Raw genomic sequence first — 20,753 nt, 5'->3', positions numbered from 1 at the left:
CCCTTACTTTGTCAGCCTAAGCTGAATCAGTTTCGGTAAAGAATTCAACTGCTCGGAATAGAGGAGGCTTTCGAAATCCCGAACCGAAAGCAGCTCCTTAAGGGCCTCAATGGCAAAGACAACTCGGTCGTGGGTATAGGACGCTTTTTTGACCATGAGGCGCTGCCGCTCGGCCTCTTTTTCAAATAGCCGTCTTAGTTCCGATGGGGTCATTTTTTTTCGCTTGCTTTGGATGCTACTGGACGAGTTTCCTCGCACCAGTTTGTCTTTTCTGGCTCGCATTTCTAGGAGATGGCGCAGCTGGGTATTTCGCCTCCCCTTAATGCCCCGTTCGTAAGCTTCGGTGAGTATGTGTTGAATATTGCTTTCAGAGCTCCGTGCAATATCCGTTGCTATGCTGAGAGGGATTAGCCCTGTTTCTACTGCTGTCAGTAGTTTCTCTTCGCCACGTTCAAGCAAGCCAACAATCATGGTGACCCAAGATGCTGTGGTGCCGATTATCTTGGCAATATCACTGTCGGTCTTCCCGCGAGCCTTCAGACTTCCGATCTCGTTCATCAAATCTATAGGGCGATGCTGCCGCCGAGCCACGTTTTCCACCAAGCTCATGACCAGACAGTCTTCTTCAACCGCATCAATGACAAACGCCGGAATTTCCGAAGCTTCCAGAGCGAGGAAAGCCTCAAGACGACCTTGTCCGCAAACAAGGTCGTACTTTAGGTTTCCCTGAGCATCGGCTTTCTTGCTTACAGTGATCGGGCGCTTGAGGCCAACCGTTTTGATATTGTCGATGAGGTCGGCGTGGACTTTCTTGTTCCTCGACCGGGGATTAAGGATTTGGATTTCATCTATGAGAATCAGCGTCACACGCTCTCGTGCCACCGAGGGGATGTTCATTTACATACCTCCTTCAACAAACAACGAGCTGCTAGCCCGTCAAGTACGTCCAGAGTTTTGAAGCGGTAACTGTCAATCAGCGGGCTGTTTTCTTCAGCCATTCTTTGCGGCCATGTGCCCATGTCTATCCAGGGAATTAGGTAGAAGTCCCGTACTTCTGAATTACCTTCTTCCATGCGCACTGCGATGGTGATGTCAGGCTTTAGGCTGACATCGAATCTAAGTTTCCACCTAAGGCTGCCAGCACGGGTAGGATCACACCGCGCAATAACTACCGATGCCGTCCATTCACCATTGACGGTCAGCAGATCATTACCATTGTTCGGCTCTACGTCCGCGCCTACCTGCTCGAAGTGCTCGACTACGTCCTCAAGGACTTTAGGATGCATGGCTCTTAGGGAGCGATTGATCTCTAAGAATTGATAGTCTCGGTCTGGCGTGTAGCCTATTAGCGTGTAGGCACGTAGAAGGCCACCGAAGCGGCTTGTGTAGGCAGTACTGGAGGGCATGTCGCACTGCTCATTGATAAGCATGCCGGAGAGCGATCCGGCGCGTTTCAATAGACTGCGTAGCATTTCTAAAAGCTGCGCGTCGTCCAGCTTCCGAGAGCGCTCTAGGATAATTTCGCGTACATCTGCAAAGACAGCCAGCGACACGATGCCTTGGAATGCACCGTCGCAACGAACCCATTTGTCCGGCGCGTTACGGACAATACCCTTACGTAATTTTGAGGAGGTTCGGTTGTAAACGTTGTTGCCAATGTATTTTTCGTTGGTCAAAACCTGATGCACGCTTCCTCGGCTCCAGGGGCGATCAAAGTCGGTCATCACGCCGTCAGCGTTTAACGCGTCAGCAATCTGAAGTTCGCTCATGCGCTCATTGCGGAATTGCTGATAGATACGTTGCACGACTTCGATTTCAGCTTCTGGGCCTGGAATCAGGATGACTCTGTCAGTTTGGATGCTTTTATACTCACCCCGTGCAAGCACCCCCTTGAACGCGCTTTGGTCATCTATCAATGCGCGCCTAAGTCCATAGCCTGCAGGCCCTCCTTGGTGAAAGCCTTTTTCGACGAGGCGGCATTGCCCAGCGAAAACCTTTTGGGACAATTCGCGGCTGTATTCGCCCGCCATCGACCGTTTGATGCCTTTATAGATAGTTGCGAGTGGTGAACCGTCGTTGTCGAAGGGCTCTGCACAGTACACAACCTGAACACCGGTTTTGGTGCAAAGGTATTCGTAATGAGCACTTTCATCGGTATTTTGAAATCGTCCCCAGCGACTTACGTCATAGACAAGGATGACTTGGAATTGGATGGCTCCAGCTTGGACGTCATTTATCAACCTGCTCAGGGCATCCCGACCCCCGATATCTAGACCGCTTTTACCCTCATCGCGGTATGTAGCAACGATCTCCATCCCATGGCTGACAGCGTATGCATGGATGGCGGCTGACTGGTTTTCGGTTGAGTAGCGCTGGTGGTCAGTTGACATACGCACATACTCCGCAGCCGGGACGGGGCTGCCAGAGCAGATCTGAAAATCTGTGGACGTAATTGGAGACGGCAAGACGGAATCCTCTAGAATAGAAAAAACTGTCCCAATCCCGCCAGCCTAATGACGTTTTGTGACGTAGCAATGACGTGACGCCGCGACGGTAAGATTCGAACCGGAACTTGTTTTGTCGCACCAAGGTTAGAAAAGCAGTGCAGGTAGCAGAGGGGAAACAATGGGCCGATGAGAATGCACGCGTCTCAGATCGGCGTAACTGGAACAGCGGCGTTGAGGGCCGCTAAGCGTGCGCACAGCATCGATAGTGAGGCAGGTCATCGCGATGACTGCACTAAGATTCGATCACGCTTTGGAACTCATCTAAGGCGGCACTTTTCAATGGCAACAATGCAGTCGGTCGAGTTCTTTGACGAAGGCAGCGAGGACTACCTTGCGCACGATTTGGAATTGTAGATGTGGCGCGCAGTGCGCGTATGGCTTCGGCGGATGCGATTTGGGCGCCTGACTCTTGACCACGCTTTTCGCCGCTGAAGCAGAGCGTAAACCAAAGATTGCATCCGCATCCCCGGCACTCAGGATCGACCTTAGCATATGAATAACTGGTAGGCGCGGTTAGCGCGGTGTTCAGAGGCTTAAGGCTTCAACGATTTTGAAGCGCTCAGCGGTGGTATATGTGTGAGGAGGTTGGCTAGCTCATGCCATGGGTGTTGATTTTCCCTCACCGCCTTGCAACCTGGCTGATGAACAAAAGGTACGGTCGCGTCTTGTACCTGTTGCATGGCAAGACATTGAGAGCAAACCACGAAGCTTCCGAGCATCGACCATCTGCCTGTCCAGCCGATAACTTGATCGCTGAGCACGGTGCTTTGGCTAAGGGTTTCGCAGTAGCTATAGGCATCAAAATGACGCGGCATGACACATCTCCTTATGTGCAGGGATAGAACGAGTTTCCCATCCATGATTTTAAGAGTAGGCCAAGATTGGGTACGAAGATGGCCGTTAAGCGGATGGGGTCACCGGCAACGATCACTGGCCGCTCAGTGGTACAGCGCTCATCACTGAAGTTAATTTAGAACTAGATGGTTGGCGATGTATAGCGATAGTCTTACTTGCTTTCGAGAGTAATGGCCGTTTTGTAGCATCGAGCTGTCGGTCGAGATAAGGCCGTCAACTGAGCTGAAGAAAGTGCTTCAGAGGTTACGGATGACAACCATTGTCTAGGAGGCTACTGGCAGGATGCTGAAATGTTTTTGATAGCAAGAATCCGCTTTGGCTGTTTATTTATTGCCTGCCATCTTGGCGAGTAAGGCTACGAATATGTGTCCCCTACGTCAGCTTGATGCCACCGGCCTCTGAAAACTGCATGTCCGAACTGCACATTCAAGGTAGGAAATACTCAGCGTCCAGCTCTGAACGCAGATGTTCCTTCAATGCAGCAGACAGCTTGTTAACCGCCTTCAAATGGCCGTGGGGCACCCCCACGTTGAAGATGTCGCCTGCCTTGTTCCTGCTGAGTATTACGATTCCGGGGACGGCCACCCCGCCAAAGGCCTGTGCCTTATATTCGATCAGTTCCTTGTCTGCGAATGTCGCATGAAACACCATCGAATGAGCTTCATACACCCCGCCTACGTTCTGCACGACTTTGATGATCGAATCCCTGCCTCGAAAAAAGCGAGTGAGGACTGACGGAATCAAAATCGCGTTTTGCGCCAGTTCGTCCAGCCAAGGTGGCGTTAACCGTAGATACGTACGACTTCTGACCGTGGGCGAAATGCTCGGATGGTTCAGGGTCTCGCTGACGCCATCTCTACTGCCTCATCCCACGGTGTCTCCGACGGAAAAAGCTCAGTCAAGAAGGCGACGAAAGCTTTCACATTCGGGCTTCCTCTACGGCTTTCTGGCCACAACGCCGTGATCATAAATCGCTCGACGGTGAACTGAGGGAGGATCGGTACGAGTTGGCCTCTTACTACGTAAGGCGCAGCAACGTAGTGGGGTGAAATGCCAATGCCGCCTCCAGCTGCAAGAATGGCAGCCACTGCGTCGCTGACATCGACAGTGAGAGCTGCGTCTGGTGATAACTCCAACTGTGTTTCACCAATCTGGTAGGGCCACCTCAAGCTTTGACCAGAGCTCTGGTATCTAAAATTCACACATTCATGATGTGCTAGATCCGCCAGCTCAACAGGCCTGCCTTTGCGTTCGAGGTAATCGGGCGATGCAAATGCGCCTATACGATGTGGCCCCAGGGGACGTGAGACCAGTCGCGAGTCGGCAAGATTACCAACCCGGATAGCCACATCGATCCCTTGCTCAATGATGTCGGAAAACTCATCGCCCAGTCGTAGATCAATCGCAAGCTTAGGATATAGCGCGCGGAACCTAGGCAGTGCCGCCGCCAGAATATTCAGGCCGATTGGCAAAGGGGCAGTGACCTTCAACACGCCAGACGGTTCGGCACGGGAGGCAACTGCCGCTTGGTCGATTTCGTCAACCTCGCGCAAAATTCGCTGCGCACGCTCATAAAGATCCCGCCCTTCCGGCGTCAAAACCAGAGAGCGGGTTGTTCGAGTAAATAACCTAAGGCCAAAGTGATCTTCAAGCCGTTGCACACTTTTGCTGATAGCCGAAGGGGAAACGGACAGCGCTCTAGCTGCAGCTGTATAGCTGCCCAGAGATGCGGCGCGCGCAAACGCGATGAGGCCGGTAAGACGATCTAAACCGATTTGTTCCTTCATGGCATTAGTAAAGCGACTTTCTGCCCAATTATCAATCCATGCTGCAAGCATTAGTCTCCTCATATCGAACGCTAATCAGGTGTTCACAAGGAGATAAATCATGACACGCACTCAGCCACTACCATCTGCCCTCAATGGCCGCACTGTAGTCATATTTGGCGGCACATCAGGCATCGGATTGTCCACTGCCATCCAGGCGAAAGCAGCAGGGGCCTCCGTAATTGTGATTGGCTCCAACGCTACCCGCGCCGAGCAAGCGGCAAAAGAGAACGGGCTGGATGGATGGCGAGCAGCTGACGTAACTCGCCGTGAGGCTGTGGAGGCAGCACTGTCGGATATTCCGGTAGTTGATCACCTTGTCTTGTTGGCGGGTACCTTCGTTGCCGGCACGGTTATGGCGTCTGAAATTGACTATCTGCGCAGGGCATTTGAGGAGCGTGTTTGGGCAAGCCTGTACGCCATTCGTGCCTTGGGCGACAAAATATCGAAAGATGGATCCATCACTTTCATCTCCGGTTCACTCGCCGATCGCCCCAACGCTTATGGGACAGCGGTATTGGCGTCCGCCTCCGCTGCAATGGAAGCACTGGCCAGAGGCCTGGCGTTGGAGCTCGCGCCAATCCGAGTGAACACGCTGTCGCCTGGCCCGATCAACACCCCGATTTTGAGTAAAGCATTGGGAGAGGGTCGTGATGCGTTCGTTGCGTCGCTTGAGCAGACACTGCCGCTGCATCGCTTGGGTACATCCGAAGAGGCGGGCTCTGCAGCGGTCTTCCTCATGGTCAACACATTCATGAATGGGGCGGTGCTCAATATTGATGGCGGCGCCCGCCTGGTGTGATCCATCCCCAATCAGAGAGCATTTAACGTGACGACATTATTTGATCCGCTGCGCATGGGCGCATTGCAATTGCCACAACGCATCCTGATGGCTCCCATGACCCGAGCGCGGGGTACGCAAGACCATCTACCGACCGAGATAATGATTGAGTATTACCGTCAGAGAGCGGATGCCGGACTTATCATCTCTGAGGCGATTGGGATCAGTAAGCAAGGTCTCGGCTGGCCGTATGCGACTGGGATCTGGTTAGACGAGCAGGTCGATGGATGGCGCAAGGTTACCGACGCCGTGCATGCGGCTGGTGGCCAAATCATCGCTCAACTGTGGCATATGGGTAGAGTGGTGCATCCGAGCTTCCTCGGCGGCGGACAACCCATTTCAGCATCCGTAACCACTGCGCCGGGTCAGGCCCATACATACGCTGGCAAGCAGCCTTATGCCCCGGCACGCGCGTTGCCAATAGAGGAGATTCCGGCACTGCTTGTGGACTTCCGACATGCTACCCGCAACGCAATGAAGGCCGGTTTCGACGGTGTCCAGATCCATGCTGCTAATGGGTATCTGATTGATCAGTTTTTGCGTGACAGCGGAAACTTTCGCACCGACGCATATGGCGGATCAATCCTCAATCGTGTCCGCCTGCTGAAAGAGGTAACGCAAGCAGTGTCCGAGGTCATCGGAGCTGATCGCACTGGCGTTCGGTTAACACCTAGCAGTTATGAGCAAGGCGTGCGTGACAGTGACCCTGAACCGCTTTTTGTTCACGCCGCTCAAGTTTTGTCGGCTATCGGAATTGGGCACTTGGAAATACGTGAACCCCCTGCGGATGGAACATTCGGCAAATCCGAACGCCCACCGTTGGCACAAGTAATCCGAAAAGCATTCGACGGAGTGCTGATTCTGAATTCCGATTACGACTTTGCGCGTGCTCAAGCACACATCCAAAGCGGGCTTGCAGATGCGATAGCCTTTGGGCGGCCTTACATTGCAAATCCTGATTTGTCGTCACGGTTTGCTAAGCAACTCCCCGTTGCCGATAGCGAGATGAGTACTTGGTTCTCTCAAGGCGAACTGGGCTACACGGACTATCCGGCGTTGACCTGAAGCGAGAATCTTTGAGGGAACAGCTGCAACGCTGGGAGGGGGGAAATTCGAGAATAGCGCAGCGAGCCGATTTTTCGGCATATATTGGCGGACTCGCCGGCTGGGCAGAACCTATTTGCTCTCAAATAATTATCAGTATCGTCCTTGAATGTTCCGAACTGAGTGACTATCGCTAGCAATTAATAATGCCCCACAGCCACCGTATTTGTCGGGACTGGTTATTCTTTTGCAAATACGCTCTGTCTCATACAGAGAGGCCATCAACATGTCTGCTGATGGCCTTGGATGACGTACTGATCAGAATTGAAACAGACAACCGTCGACCACAACCTCGTCACCGGTGATGAACGAGGCTTCGTTAGCCGTTTGCGGTACCAGCACGGGTTTGTGATACAAGGGCCGATTAGTGGCCAGCTTCACCATCCACCTTAGGGGGTATCAGCTGGTGTGCGCGATACTCCAATCATCATATGGGAGCATCGTGTTCTGAGAGCGGGTGCAAGGCTTTTAACGGTGCCAATACGATAGTTTGGAAGGCGTTATCCGTCACTCACCTACCCACCCTGCGCCTAAGGTTAAAGCGCCGAAAAGTTGTAGCTTAGGATTACACGGGTCTCGTCGACATCGCGGGCAAATTTTTCGTAGTTGCTGCGAAAGGTTGCATTGCGAACTCTCAGGCTGACGTCTTTGAAGGTGCCAGCCTGGACGACGTATTTGAACTCGCTGTCACGCTCCCATTCCTTACCTTCGGCGTCAGTGCCGGATACTTTGATATTGTCGCCGTTAACGTAACGGGTCATGAACGTTAGCCCGCTCAGCCCTAAAGCCTTGAAGTCGTAATCGTACCGGGCTTGCCAAGAGCGTTCCTGGGCAGCAGCGAAGTCGTTGACCTGAATGTAGTTGACCAGATAAGGATTTGTGCCATCCAGGTAAGGCATGGATGTATCGCCGATCATGGTCTGCCATCCGATGCTGAGCTTATGCCCAGAGAGCGAATAGCCGAACATTGTGCTGAAAGCTTTGTTGTCGATTGAGCTTGCACGAGCTGACCCGTCGTCGTCGCTTTTGAAAAGACGGATGTCTCCCGATGCGACTCCTGGCCCGACCTTTTCGGAACCGATCAGACCGACAAATTGCTGGTGGTACACGTTTTCAAGCGTTGCGTAATGGTATTGCACCGTGACGTTCGGAGTGAGCTTGTAATCCATGCCGTACATGTCGAAGTGGTTGCCAGTGGTGTCACAGGTGTAGCGCTTGTTCTTGCAGTTGAGTCGTATGTCCTGTGAGTCAGTGGAGTCTCGTGCGGTGTAGTGATCCAAACGTGAAACCATGAACTTGAAGTTATGTAGGTCTTCCGACGTCAGCATCCCCCCGTTGAACATCGTGGGAAGAAGGCGGCCGTCGTTGTATTTGAGCATCGGAACATCCGGCATCATGGCACCGTATTTCAGGACGGTTTTGGCAACACGAATTTTCGCGGCAGCACCAAATTTTGCGTATTGATCCTGCGCCCCCCTGGGGTTGCTACCGCTGGATGGAAGCAAGCCTGTCCCGCTGCGGCTTGGGCTAGAGTCGAGCTGGAAACCTGCCATGCCCAGCGCATCGACACCAAAACCAACCAAGCCCTGCGTATAACCCGACTGGAAGTTCAGGATAAAGCCCTGAGCGGTTTCATCCCGCTTTGAGGCTCCCTGTGGGTTGGTGGTACTGCCATCACGGAAGTCCCGATTGAAGTACATGGTGCGCGACTCAATGCTCGCCTTACTATCCTCAATAAAACCATCGGCCTGAGCAGTGGCTAAAAAGCCTGCGCAAAGGGACATTGTGCTGAGCCCGACTATGGCTTGCTGTCGGATTGGGGAGATAAGCATGTACGAGCTCCTGTGGTGGGAAAATAAAAGGCGCAAAAATTTCGGCCACATGAGTTCACGGGCATGCTGAAAATTGGAAATTTCGAATGAAATAATGACGGTCAGTCGATAAATCGTCTATAGCACCTTTGTATAGATACTTAAGGGGTTATGTTTATTAGCGCCAAGGAGAAGGTGTATATCAGAGATTATCTTTTTTTATCCCAGTGTAAACGCTAGATTGTCCGATCCAAGTCTTCGCTTACGGGCATAGGAGTGATATTCGCAGTAGCAATGGTTTAGGTTTGCGGGCAGAAATAGTCTTTTGCCAGATGATTGATATATCAGTTTTTAGAGAAGTAATTGCAAGCGGCTTAAGTTTCCGCTGAGGGAGCAGTTTGAGCTTAGCGAAACTGTATGTCTTGTAGAGCAGTTGAGGGTCACAGAGTTTTTGGTGTCATCGCCGATCAAATTTCCAATCCAAGTGCCCCGGGGAACCCAAGCTAAGCCGAACTGGCCGAAAAATCGAGTGGGCCGGGTATTCGTCATTGCTTTTACTCAGCTTCAAATAGAAGAGCTGAGGATTGCCCTGGATCGATCAATCAGCGCGAAGGTCAGTATCTCTTTCCGCGCCCTCTGGGAATGAGAGTGATCAGGCCGGCACTTTTGCGCGACCATTCAAAGCCGAGCCAAGGAGGCGAACGCCGATGGCTGACCATCAGCGTAGCTGTGAGTGAGATTATCTTACTGCTGAAGCCACGACTCAACCTCATCCGCGCCGTGTTCTGCTTTCCAGGTTTTTAGTTGTTTGTGATTCCCACCCTTCGTTTCCACAACTTCACCGGTATGCGGGTTTTTATAAGTCTTCAGAGCGCGAGGCTTGCGAGTCGCCTTTTCTTCGGTTGCAACCTTGGCACCTTTGAACCCTTTGTTAGACGCTTGGGGCTCTAGGATCGAAATGACATCCCTAAGGCTTTTACCGTACTCACCCAAAAGATCGCGCAGTTTTCCTTCGAATTCGATTTCTTTCTCAAGTCCTTTGTCGCCTTTCATCGCTTCCAGAGCAGCGAGTTGATCAGCAAGGTGACGTTCTAGTTGGCGAAACTCTGCAAGCTTGGACATTGAATCTTCTCCTGTGGTTTTCAGTATTCTAAAGGGACTTCGTTATAAGCGCACGCGGTGTTAATAGGTTTTTTATAGGTTCAGCAGATGCCGGGAAAGGTACATTTGTTGGCTCAATCAGTGTTGCTTTGGGGCGCCATTATCACCCACTTGCCTGGAGGCTGGCCGCATCTGCGGGATAGGGAGCAATGACATCAGAAACCGTGTTCATTGGGAAATATCCCCATGCTCAGTGCGCTGACCAAAGGCTTGGAGTCGATCAAGCGTACGCTATCGAAAAGGAGAAAATACAAGCCGTATGCCAGTCTATGAGGTAACTCAATTTAAGATGAAAACCTGCAGCGCTGGTCTTTCCCGTACCTGCTTTGACTGCACGGGAATAGCTGAGGTGCGCTCGGTTAGATTAAGCCCTTGAAAACAGCAATAGCATTTGCCAGTGAAGGGTTTACAAGGACATCGATGGCAGCTATGTCGATTGTCTATCAATCATCAGTCGTTGCTGAGGAGCAATCTAGACCATGACTTACCCCGGACAACCCATCGTCGATTTCATCGCCAGGCTTAGCCCGCTGTACCAGTCAGAAGAGATGCTTGGATTTCGAGCTGCAAGGTCTCTTCATGACGGCACATTGATCCTCCCTGATCCAAGCGATGAAAATGAGCCTGAGGACGCCAGGGTGATCGTTTGGTGGCGAGGCGATCGTAACCGCGCTACCGAGACGCTCGGATCTGTGATGGCCACTAACGCCGTGGTGAGTTTCGTACAATTCCATAGCGTCGGTAAGGAGGTCTTACATGCCACTAATCTCCTAGCCCACCTATACGATCATTTTGGCGTCAAAACGGGAGCTTCCTTGTATCTCCCTTACCTCGAAGATGACCTGCCATTGATAGGGAAAATACTTGGTCTCGTTAGACGTTTGGGCCCAGGGGTAGCACTTGATGTCTTGCGAAAAGCGGTTGGGATTTAATGATTGCTCACTGGCAACGTTCCAAGCTGGTTAAGAGCGAGTCCATACGTAAAAGGTGAAATGGAACCCTCATGCACCAGGCCGTAATATTTCGCCCGTATTCCATCGGCCTTGGCAGTGATGACCCGCAAGCTATAAGCGAGGCTAACGGCTTTGGGTTATCGACCTGATCAAATGGCCTTTTAGCTGGACTGGGCAGGCGATAACATGATTTAGCGAGGGTTTTCCAGAGATGGCAGCGGAGGTGCTGACGGAGCTGATGAATCCACAGGGAGGTGAATTTGGATCAAGGCAACCAGCTGACTGATTTGGTGAACGCAATCGGTCATTACATGCAAACTGTTGTAATCGCCATTTGCCACTGCGCGATCCATAAACCCTTCGACCTGCGCTGCGAATCCGTTCAGGGATTGCGCGCGTGCGCTAATGTGGTCGGTGCAGTCCGCAAAGCTCAGATCATACCAAGGGTTAGATTGCCCTAATTTTCTGGCGACGGCTGAGTGCGGGCCAAAGACTGGAACAAGGTCATGAATCCGCGCATCCAGAAAATTGGAGCACTGCTCCGTGCGCGCGGCTATACGATGAAACAACTGACGCACGTCGATGAAGCTGACGCTCCGCAACCGCATCTCTAGGCTTTGCACGTACTCGTGCAGTTCGATCGTGATTCGCAGATGATCTTGCAGCAATGCGGCAAGAGCGACACGCTGACACCGGGCCGCTGAATCAGCCGGAAAGTGCTGAGCCGCCAAGGATGCGTGAATAAAAGTTTCCTGCCTTGATTTATGGCTGTGCATGGCCAGCTGCCTTCGTAATCAATTGGACATCGATGAACCGCTTATAGGCCGAATGATAATTCTGTTCATAAACAACCTCACTCCTACTTAAATACAGGTTACCTATACGTAGGTTTGGGTAGCTGTGGATCGAAGGCAGTGGGCCCGGCCGCGCCAACCCCAACGATTTGCATCAGAGTTGAAGAGAGCAGCCATCGGTATCAGGTCAAATTACACTTTTGGATAGCCCTAGCATCTGCCCAGCTCTAACTAGGTCGGCGACCCGTTCCACTGACATTTTCCGCATCACTGACGCTCTATGCATTTTTACAGAGATCTCACTGATTCCAAGTTTGCCCGCAATCTGTTTGTTCATCAGCCCGTTGATGACCCCTAACATCACCTGATTTTCCCTTGGAGTAAGACTACTCAGGCGAGCCTCGAGACATTGGAGGTGGCGACGCGTCTTAAAACCCTCTTGGTATAACGCCACAGCTCTTTGAACTGCGTCCAAGAGATCTTGGTTCCTGAAAGGCTTGGGTAGAAAATCAACTGCACCTGCTTTCATCGCTCTGACAGACATTGGTATATCGCCATGCCCTGTGATGAATACCACGGGTACATCGATACCCGATTCCGACATCCGTAAGTGCACGTCGAGACCGTTATAGCCTTGAAGTCTGACATCCAGAATTACACACGCGGCTGACTTAGTGACTGGGTGAGCGAGCATCGCCATCGGATTTTCGAATTCTTCAACTGAATGGCCGACTGATCTGAGCAGGCTGCTGATTGCTTGCCGCAGCACCTTGTCATCATCGACCACCAAGACAGTCGGAGGGGGCGGGATCGTAAATGTCTCTGAAATTGAAAGGCTCATGATGAAGTCCGTCACTGTCCGCAATGGCAACCAACGGGAAAGCATGTGCGGAGTCGAACACGCTAATGCACCCTCAGTTTTCAATTAGCCCATGTCCGTGCTTGTGTCTACCAAATTGTGGAGCCGCAGACCAGCTCCGGACGAAGGAGCACATCAACTCCAATTCTCTTTGACCGAGGCTGTGCTTGCGAGACCACATACGAAGGTTTGGGTTGAATATCCGAACCGACTATAGCGCCCGTCACTTCAACGCCAGATCATACGATCACGCCCCACCCACATCCATGCACTGCTCAATTCGGCCCAACCTCCATTCCGAGCCGGCCATCAAATGGGGATTCAAATGCACGCTCACCCTGCAAAAAAGGTCGTGTTGATTCATGCCCAACGGCGGTTTTCCTCTACCTGTGGGCAACTAATGCAAGACTCAGTTGCGAAGATGAAAAGCTCTGATGGCTGCGTGTACTGCCAGCTACATGCTGAAGAGCCTCGTCTCGGCCTTTGGGTAATCAGTTGCGAATGGAGCACTTCGGATTCGATGCGAGATAGCGTTGAGCAGATCTTTCAGCCAGCCTTCGAAAATTTGTTATCCAACAACGCATTGCTCTCAATACGTGTGTGTGAGGACGACCATCCAGAAGTAGCGTTGAGATTTGAAGGCGAGGGTCTCAAAGCGCCATTTTACAAACTGTTGGGTATCTAAGCCTCCGCCACTTAAGCATTAAATTATTGGCATCTAGATGAGCGCTGCGTACTTCTCCTTAGCATTTGGAGCCTTTAATTCGGATAGCGAGTCCGTTGGCGTCTCGTGTGATTCTTTATTCATCAACAATTAGTAAAAGGGAGCGTGTATGACTAAGTCACTTGAGCTTATGAAAATATTGGTGATGGTTGCCGCAACTTATGCTTCCGCTTCAGCGTGGGCAGACACCAATAAAGCTACCGTCGTTTTGGTGCATGGCGCTTTCGCCGGCTCCAGCAGTTGGAATGGCGTCATCAAAATTTTGGAGAAGGACGGCTACACGGCAATTGCTGCAGCTAATCCGTTGCGCAGCGTCAAGAGTGATGCTCAGTCGGTTTCCGGTTTAGTAAGCAGCATCAAGGGCCCTGTGGTGCTTGTAGGGCATTCATACGGTGGCCCTGTAATCAGCGAGGCTGCTTACGGCCAGGCAAACGTCAAAGCGCTTGTGTACGTCGCGGCTTTTGCACCGGACGCTGGGGAAAGTGCAGTAGCGCTCACCGGAAAATTTCCGGGAGCCACGCTCGGCCCTGCTCTGGCTAGTCCTGTAGCGCTAGAGGGTGGAGGTAAGGATCTCTATATCCAGCAAGATAAATTCCCCGCTCAATTCGCAGCAGACGTTCCGCTCGCTGAGGCACGTTTGATGGCGGCAACTCAGCGTCCGGTGACTGAGGAAGCGCTGAACGAAGCAGCAACAGCTCCCGCTTGGAAGGACATCCCTTCGTGGTGGATATACGGCGACAAAGACCTGAACATCCCTCCAGCAGCGATGAAGTTCATGGCAGACCGCGCCAAGGCAAAGCAAACAGTCGTCGTAAAAGGCGCATCGCACGTGGTCATGATTTCAAATCCTGATGCGGTCGCCAAGATAATCGAAGCAGCCGCAAACGCTCATTGATGCGGCGTGATCACGCAATGAGGTGACCTTGGTGGTACCGGCATCTGCCTTGGCAACCCCCGAATCTGATTTTCGTGCAATACCGAAAGAGGTAATCAATATGTCTGACGCAAATGAAACCACCTCAAGTTCCCGCCGGCAGGTGCTCAAGGTTGGCGCTACAGCATTAGCCGTAGGCTCTTTGTCAGCAATGGCAATTGGCGGGAACGCCGTTCAAGCTGCGACTGCAGCGTCTCCAAAGAAAGGACATGATGGGATGACAAGTTTCACTACCGCCGACGGCACTGAAATCTTCTACAAAGATTGGGGTACTGGTAAGCCAATCGTGTTTCACCACGGGTGGCCGCTCAGCGCTGATGACTGGGACGCGCAAATGCTGTTTTTTGTTTCCAAGGGGTACCGAGTTATTGCCCATGACCGTCGTGGGCATGGTCGTTCAACTCAAACTTCCACCGGGAACGATATGGACACCTACGCAGCCGACGTGGCCGCACTGGTGGTTCACCTGGACTTGAAGGATGCGGTACACATCGGCCACTCCACAGGCGGCGGGGAAGTCGCGCGTTACGTCGCTCAACATGGTACTGGCCGGGTTGCCAAAGCGGTGCTGATCGGCGCCGTCCCTCCCATCATGGTCAAGTCCGCATCCAATCCAGGAGGCCTGCCTATCGAGGTATTTGATGGGTTCCGCTCGGCGCTTGCCGCGAACAGGGCACAGTTTTACAAAGACGTACCTATCCCGTTTTACGGCTATAACCGTGAAGGCGCGAAAGTATCTGAAGGGGTGAAAGAAAACTGGTGGCGCCAAGGCATGATGGGAGGCGCTAAAGCGCACTACGATTGCATTAAGGCGTTCTCGGAAACCGACTTCACCCAGGATCTCCAAAAAATCACAATTCCTGTCTTTGTTCTGCACGGCGACGACGACCAAATCGTCCCAATTGCAGACTCCGCCATGCTCTCGATAAAGCTCCTGAAACACGGCACATTGAAAGTCTACAAAGGCTACCCGCACGGGATGTGCACAACCCACCCTGAGATCATCAATGAAGATCTCCTGGCTTTCATCGAAGGCTGATTGTTGAGCCCTTCACTCACATGTATTGAGGGGCTCAAACTTAACCTAGAGCCGGCAATGGCATGTGCCTGTTCATTTTCGATTCACGCCTCTTTGGATAGAGATGTCGCGTTAATTCGTTAGCCCCTCAAAGAAGACTAAATCGCCGTACCTAGTCCATCGTATAGCTTGTTGGCCTGCCCCCGTTGATTTACATAAGAGTGATTGGTTCAACTAGGCAGGTGGGCGCTATGAGTTATTCCTTACTGATTGACGGACGTAAGGTGCAAGGAGTCGGGCGCATTGATGTCATCGACCCCTCAACCGGAAGTGTATTCGATTCCGCTCCTAGGGCAGATGAAGCACTTGCGCTGGAAGCTATCGCTGCATCTTCCAAAGCGGGTAAATCATGGGCACGCCTGGGCTATGCGGGACGCCGTGTTTATCTGCATGATTTCGCCAATGCAATTGAATCACGCACGGAAGAAATGGCTGCGGTGCTAAACCGCGAGAGGGGCGGGCCATTGGCCGAATGCAGGCGCGAAGTTGCTATTACGGTTGCAGCTCTGCGTTATTTTGCTGATCAGTCCCTTGCATCAAGGGTTGTGCGTCAAAGTGATGTCGAACGCATCATCGAGCAGCATTATCCCCAAGGCGTTGTGGCCGCGATCATGCCGTGGAACCGTCCCATCACCTTGCTCTCTTTCAAACTCGGCCCTGCCTTGATCACAGGTAATACAGTGATCGCTAAACCTGCACCTACAACCCCTTTGTCGACGCTACTGATCGGAGAAATCGCCGCCGACATTCTGCCAGCGGGCGTGTTCCAGACCTTGGCCGATCAGAACGATCTCGGTGGCTTGCTGACCCGTCATCCGAGTGTGGCCCATGTAAGCTTCACGGGATCCACCGCGACAGGAAAGAAGGTATTAGCAGGGGCCGCAGAGTCTCTAAAGCGCTTCACGCTTGAGCTGGGCGGGAACGACGTTGCGATCATATTGGACGACGCTGATCTGGAATCGGTGATCCCGAAGATCTTTCAGGCCGCGATGATTAATGCCGGGCAGGTTTGCTACGCCACGAAGCGCGTGTATGCACCTCGTCCCATGCTTGATCGAGTAGTACAGCTGCTGGCTGATCAGGCGAAAGAGGCGCGGCTTGGCAACGGCCTGGATCCTGTCCACCAAATTGGGCCGCTGCAAAATCGCATGCAATTTGAGAAGGTCTTAGCGTTGATCGAGGTTACCCGCAAAGAAGGGACAATCGTGGTTGGCGGGGACGTAGTCGAAGGCGGTGGATATTTCATCACACCCGCCATCGTTCGTGACCTGAGTGACGATGCTCAATTGGTCAGAGAAGAACAGTTCGGGCCGATTCTCCCTGTGCTGGGTTATGACGACCTCGACAGCGTTGTCGATCGCGCCAATGCCAGTGAGTATGGATTGGGAGGCTCTATATGGACTGCCGACGTGAAGCGAGGAATCGATATCGCAGCGCGAATAGAATCCGGCACCGTTTGGGTCAACCGCCACATGTCTTTGCCATTTGATGTTGCTTTTGGTGGGGCCAAGGAGTCTGGAATAGGCTTGCAAAACGGCGTTCAGGGTATGGAAGACTTCACACAGCGACGAATCGTCAACGTAGCGTTGGATTAATGGCGTGGGCATTCCTTTTTCAGCAGGCGGGCCGATCTTTCTGTTCCCCTGCTTCCAATTAACTACTCACGTCCGCCGAGGCCGACATGGCAAATAGCTCAATCGAGCCCTTAGTCGAGGTCTCATTCCGCCAGGAGTTGCCGCTCTTACACAGGCTCCGTTTCTACCTGATGGCGTCTATTACATTATCTTTTTTGGCAGGCTCAAGCATTCCAACGCCGGTTTATCCGATCTATCAGGCGGATTGGCACTTTTCGTCGGTGACAATCACCTTCATCTTCGGCGTATACGCACTTTCAGTCTTGGCCTCATTACTGGTCTGCGGACGAGTATCCGACTATGTTGGCCGGCGCTCGGTCTTGCTCATTGCGACGATAATGCAAATAGTCGCGATGTACCTAATGGGAGCCGCAGATGGGCTAGCAGATTTGATTAGTGGACGTGTTCTCCAAGGTCTCTCCACGGGGGCGGCTGTTGCAGCGGTAGGTGCGGGTTTGATTGATATCGATAAGCCGCGCGGTGAAATTGCTAACGCCATTGCCCCGGTGAGTGGCAGTGCAGTGGGAGCATTGCTGGGTAGCGTAATCGTCCAGTTTTTGCCTTTTCCGACGCATACAGTTTTTGCCCTGCTGGGGGGATTATTTGTTCTTCAACTCGGGTGTCTTCTGGCCATGAAAGAAACGACACCGACTCGACCAGGTGCCCTCCGCTCGTTGATCCCTCAATTCGGAGTGCCCTCTCAAGTCCGTCCCGCAATGCTAGTAGCGTCTGCAGTTTTTTTCGCGGGCTGGGCGCTTGCAGGATTTTGCGCTTCTCTGGGCCCAGGGCTAATCAAAAGTGTGTTTAACCTGTCTGCTTCGTTGGTGGGAGGACTGGCGTTGGCAACGTTTTCGGGGAGCGGTGTGGTGGCGATCCTGACCCTCAGGTCGCGCCCAGCAGCTACCCAAACTTACGCCGGAAGTTTTGGTCTGCTGGCTGGGATGTCGCTAATGCTTGGATCTTTACAAGTGAACTCCATCACTTGTTTTTTCTTCGGCGTTCTGGTCGCAGGGGCGGGGTTTGGAGCCGGATTCCAGGGCGGAATACGGATGGTGGTTGCTAGAGCTTTGCCTCATCAGCTGGCAGGTGTGCTTTCCGTCGCTTTCGTCTGCTGCTATTTAGGTATGGGCGTGCCTTCGATCTTAGCCGGGTACGAAACCGCGAGCGGAGTCGAAATTATCAAGACAGCTCAGGTGTTCGGCGGCTCAGTCATAGGGTTGATCCTGCTCGCGGTCATGGGGCTCACCATTGCCCATCGGGCAGATCATTAACTGGACAGTGCAGCACGCCTGGATACCCTTTTCAATTTTGAGACCACACTCTGCACAATCAACAGGGGCGATCCTGACATTTTTCCTTTGATGGTAAGTAGGGGCAGCGATTTTTGCTGATCATTCTATTTACAAAGCGGCCCGATCAATCCCGTTCCCTACTCGCAGAATGTCCGCCATAACTGAAATGGCTATTTCTGCAGGAGTCTTGCTGCCCAAATGCAGACCAATAGGAGCGCGAATTCTCTGCATGTCCTGCGTCGTTAGCCCGGCGATTCTTTCCAGCCGCTCCATGCGTTTCAGGCTGGTCTTCGAAGAGCCCATAGCGCCTATGTAGAAGGCATCAGTCCTGACTGACTCCATCAGCGTTAAGTCGTCCAGTCTAGGATCGTGGGTGAGGGCAACGACAGCTGTTGCCGCGTGGCAGCCGCCTTGGGCAATGAAGACGGCAGGTAATACCTCGATGAGCTTGGCACTAGGTAACGATGCTGACGCTTTGATCAATCGCTCTGGATGCGGATCGCAAACGATGATTTCATACCCGAGGGCCAGCGCAAATTCTGCGCAAAACTCCGCTACAGGTGAAAGTCCTGCGACAATCAACCGTCTCACAGGGCCTACGATGATTGTTACGTCCTCGCTTGATCGGGTTACACAACATCCCGTAGGGCCATGGGGCCTAGTCGTTCGCTCTCCCGATTCAAGATTGACGATTCTGCTCAATCGACCTCGGCCCGCTAGGGCTGTTTCAAGACTGCGAAAATGATCTAAAGAACTTTGTTTGGGCTCAAAGCGCTCAACCAGCACATCCAGCACCCCTCCACATGGGAGTGCCATAGTGGGCGCCAGACCACCATCGCCATATCGGACTATCTGATTGTGCGCGGAAAATTGACCGAGTTTGAGGCGATCAAGAAAATCGTCTTCGACACACCCGCCTGATAGTGACCCGCAATTTTCGCCTGACGGGACTGCCACCAACATGGAGCCTGGCCCCCTCGGCGCAGACCCAAATGTTGCGAGTACAGTACACAACCAGATCTGATGCCCACTCTCAAGCCATTGCAGCCCCTGCTTAATGACCTGCAAATCAAGATGTTCCATGTATTTCTCATTACGTCGACGGGGGCAGAACTCCCCGGCAGCCAGCCGCCAGGGGAGCTCCGTTTAGCCCTGAATTAATGCAGGGCGCTGGCGCGGCTTTTAGCTACATCTTCTGACTTGACCTGCCCTTGAGACTGACCAAACCGCCGAAGTACAAAAGTACTCACAGCCGCGAGTTCCTCGTCGTTATAGCTGCCGGTAAATTCGGGCATTCGCTGATCTGCCCTTACTGCGTTGGGCGTGTGGCCCTCCAGCAAGCTTGCGATCAGGTTTCTACCCGTGGGGTCATTTACAGTCTTCAACCCAGCCAGGCCTCCAGCCGGTGATTGTCTACCGCTGCCATCGAGCTGGTGACAAGCTACGCAGGTGTCATTGAATAACTTAAGTCCCAAGCCTTTTTGCAGAGGGGCGTCATTGATCACTAGAGGCGGCCTTGCAACCCCCTCTGCTCGTGCTGGACTGCTTTTGAGATAGGCCGCAATGGCTTTGAGGTCTTCTGGATTGAGATATCGCAGGCTGTGTTCCACAGCATCTGCCATCGGTCCTCCTGCGCCACCGAAACCAGCCGCATAGCCTTTGGAGAGGTAAGCGACAATTGCGTCTTCTGGCCACGCTCCTATGCCACGTTGAACGTCAGAGCTGATGTTGTACGCTTGCCAGTTTCCCAGCTCTGCTCCCGCCAATGACCTGTCCGAACTCATCGCTTGGAAGAGGTTTCGTGGGGTGTGACACTCTCCGCAATGGCCCGGGCCTTGAACTAGGTAGGCGCCTCTATTCCATTCGGCAGATTGCTTACTGTCGGGCAAGAATCGCTCATTGGGCGCAAAAAATGCGTTCCAGAACATCATTCCCCAACGCTGATTGAAGGGAAAAGAAAGCTTGTTCTCTGGGGGTAGTTGCTTCACCGGCTCAAGGCTGAACAGGTATCCCTTGATAGCTAAAATATCTTCGCGCGACATTAGGGTATAGGACGTATACGGGAACGCTGGATAGTAGTGTTTACCATCCTTGCCTACACCTTTTTGCAAGGCACTGACGAACTCGTCGTCAGTCCAGTTACCGATCCCGGTTTCTTTGTCCGGCGTGATATTGGGTGAGTAAATACTGCCAAACGGCAGCTTGAACTCGAGCCCCCCTGCGAAAGGCTTTCCGCCGGGTACGACATGACAGGCCACGCAGTCGGCGGCACGTGTCAGATATTCACCCTTGCTCACTGGTGCCGTTTCGGTCGCATAAGCGCTGAGGGTCAAGCAACTGGCAACGAGCGCGAGTGCATAATGGAGAATTTTCATGATGC

Annotated in this window: 18 protein-coding genes; 7 read left to right on the top strand and 11 right to left on the bottom strand. The window is 52.6% G+C overall.

The genetic code is table 11. The annotated features are described in order from the left end of the window. Nucleotides 1-3: 3 nt before the first annotated feature. The 5 genes from ACWKV9_RS24325 to ACWKV9_RS24305 form a co-directional block, all read right to left on the bottom strand. Nucleotides 4-897, bottom strand: a complete 894-nt coding sequence (locus ACWKV9_RS24325; protein ID WP_483838657.1) for a plasmid partitioning protein RepB C-terminal domain-containing protein — start codon at nt 895-897, stop codon at nt 4-6. Further along, nucleotides 894-2,465: a recombinase family protein gene (locus ACWKV9_RS24320; protein WP_483838656.1), complete on the bottom strand. Its 1,572-nt coding sequence runs from the start codon at nt 2,463-2,465 to the stop codon at nt 894-896. The genes ACWKV9_RS24325 and ACWKV9_RS24320 overlap by 4 nt, the downstream gene beginning before the upstream one ends. Before the next feature lie 575 nt (nt 2,466-3,040). Then, complete coding sequence (locus ACWKV9_RS24315; RefSeq protein WP_483838655.1) at nt 3,041-3,322, bottom strand: hypothetical protein; 282 nt, start codon at nt 3,320-3,322, stop codon at nt 3,041-3,043. A 466-nt stretch (nt 3,323-3,788) separates the two neighbouring features. Continuing rightward, nucleotides 3,789-4,049: a hypothetical protein gene (locus ACWKV9_RS24310; RefSeq protein ID WP_483838654.1), complete on the bottom strand. Its 261-nt coding sequence runs from the start codon at nt 4,047-4,049 to the stop codon at nt 3,789-3,791. Nucleotides 4,050-4,195: 146 nt separating this feature from the next. After that, nucleotides 4,196-5,200 carry a LysR family transcriptional regulator gene (locus ACWKV9_RS24305; RefSeq protein WP_483838653.1) on the bottom strand — a complete coding sequence of 335 codons (1,005 nt, stop codon included), beginning with the start codon at nt 5,198-5,200 and terminating at the stop codon, nt 4,196-4,198. Between the two features lie 49 nt (nt 5,201-5,249). Between ACWKV9_RS24305 and ACWKV9_RS24300 the strand changes: the two genes are divergently transcribed. Beyond that, nucleotides 5,250-5,990: an SDR family oxidoreductase gene (locus ACWKV9_RS24300; protein ID WP_483838652.1), complete on the top strand. Its 741-nt coding sequence runs from the start codon at nt 5,250-5,252 to the stop codon at nt 5,988-5,990. A 27-nt stretch (nt 5,991-6,017) separates the two neighbouring features. Next, nucleotides 6,018-7,094, top strand: coding sequence for an alkene reductase (locus tag ACWKV9_RS24295; RefSeq protein ID WP_483838651.1), 1,077 nt, complete (start codon nt 6,018-6,020; stop codon nt 7,092-7,094). A gap of 575 nt (nt 7,095-7,669) precedes the next feature. Here ACWKV9_RS24295 and ACWKV9_RS24290 read toward each other — a convergent pair. Together ACWKV9_RS24290 and ACWKV9_RS24285 are read right to left on the bottom strand one after the other, a co-directional pair. Next, complete coding sequence (locus tag ACWKV9_RS24290; RefSeq protein WP_483838650.1) at nt 7,670-8,965, bottom strand: OprD family porin; 1,296 nt, start codon at nt 8,963-8,965, stop codon at nt 7,670-7,672. Between the two features lie 723 nt (nt 8,966-9,688). After that, complete coding sequence (locus tag ACWKV9_RS24285) at nt 9,689-10,066, bottom strand: histone-like nucleoid-structuring protein, MvaT/MvaU family (RefSeq protein ID WP_483838649.1); 378 nt, start codon at nt 10,064-10,066, stop codon at nt 9,689-9,691. A gap of 518 nt (nt 10,067-10,584) precedes the next feature. Here ACWKV9_RS24285 and ACWKV9_RS24280 point away from each other — a divergent pair. Then, complete coding sequence (locus ACWKV9_RS24280; protein ID WP_483838648.1) at nt 10,585-11,037, top strand: hypothetical protein; 453 nt, start codon at nt 10,585-10,587, stop codon at nt 11,035-11,037. Between the two features lie 212 nt (nt 11,038-11,249). Here the strand turns inward: ACWKV9_RS24280 and ACWKV9_RS24275 are convergent, their stop codons facing one another. Beyond that, the gene (locus ACWKV9_RS24275; protein WP_483838647.1) at nt 11,250-11,834 is read right to left on the bottom strand and encodes a hypothetical protein; all 585 of its coding nucleotides are present in this window, start codon (nt 11,832-11,834) and stop codon (nt 11,250-11,252) included. Nucleotides 11,835-12,039: 205 nt separating this feature from the next. Continuing rightward, nucleotides 12,040-12,693, bottom strand: coding sequence for a response regulator transcription factor (locus ACWKV9_RS24270; protein ID WP_483838646.1), 654 nt, complete (start codon nt 12,691-12,693; stop codon nt 12,040-12,042). Nucleotides 12,694-13,565: 872 nt separating this feature from the next. On the opposite strand from ACWKV9_RS24270, the gene ACWKV9_RS24265 reads away from it, so the two are divergent. The 4 genes from ACWKV9_RS24265 (at nt 13,566) to ACWKV9_RS24250 (ending at nt 18,352) form a co-directional block, all read left to right on the top strand. After that, nucleotides 13,566-14,330: an alpha/beta fold hydrolase gene (locus tag ACWKV9_RS24265; protein ID WP_483838703.1), complete on the top strand. Its 765-nt coding sequence runs from the start codon at nt 13,566-13,568 to the stop codon at nt 14,328-14,330. Between the two features lie 256 nt (nt 14,331-14,586). Continuing rightward, nucleotides 14,587-15,408, top strand: coding sequence for an alpha/beta fold hydrolase (locus ACWKV9_RS24260; protein ID WP_483838702.1), 822 nt, complete (start codon nt 14,587-14,589; stop codon nt 15,406-15,408). A 230-nt stretch (nt 15,409-15,638) separates the two neighbouring features. Continuing rightward, nucleotides 15,639-17,042 (top strand): aldehyde dehydrogenase family protein, encoded by a 1,404-nt coding sequence (locus ACWKV9_RS24255; RefSeq protein ID WP_483838645.1) that lies wholly within the window; start codon nt 15,639-15,641, stop codon nt 17,040-17,042. A gap of 86 nt (nt 17,043-17,128) precedes the next feature. Next, nucleotides 17,129-18,352 (top strand): MFS transporter, encoded by a 1,224-nt coding sequence (locus ACWKV9_RS24250; RefSeq protein WP_483838644.1) that lies wholly within the window; start codon nt 17,129-17,131, stop codon nt 18,350-18,352. A gap of 129 nt (nt 18,353-18,481) precedes the next feature. Here the strand turns inward: ACWKV9_RS24250 and ACWKV9_RS24245 are convergent, their stop codons facing one another. Together ACWKV9_RS24245 and ACWKV9_RS24240 are read right to left on the bottom strand one after the other, a co-directional pair. Further along, entirely contained in the window at nt 18,482-19,456 is a 975-nt protein-coding gene (locus ACWKV9_RS24245) for an XdhC family protein (protein ID WP_483838643.1), read from the bottom strand. 74 nt (nt 19,457-19,530) lie between these two features. Further along, nucleotides 19,531-20,748, bottom strand: a complete 1,218-nt coding sequence (locus tag ACWKV9_RS24240; RefSeq protein WP_483838642.1) for a c-type cytochrome — start codon at nt 20,746-20,748, stop codon at nt 19,531-19,533. Nucleotides 20,749-20,753: the final 5 nt, after the last annotated feature.

It is taken from the genome of Pseudomonas corni (assembly GCF_057128765.1).
Note: the sequence above shows the minus strand (reverse complement) of the source record. Positions and strands in the feature narration are given on the sequence as shown.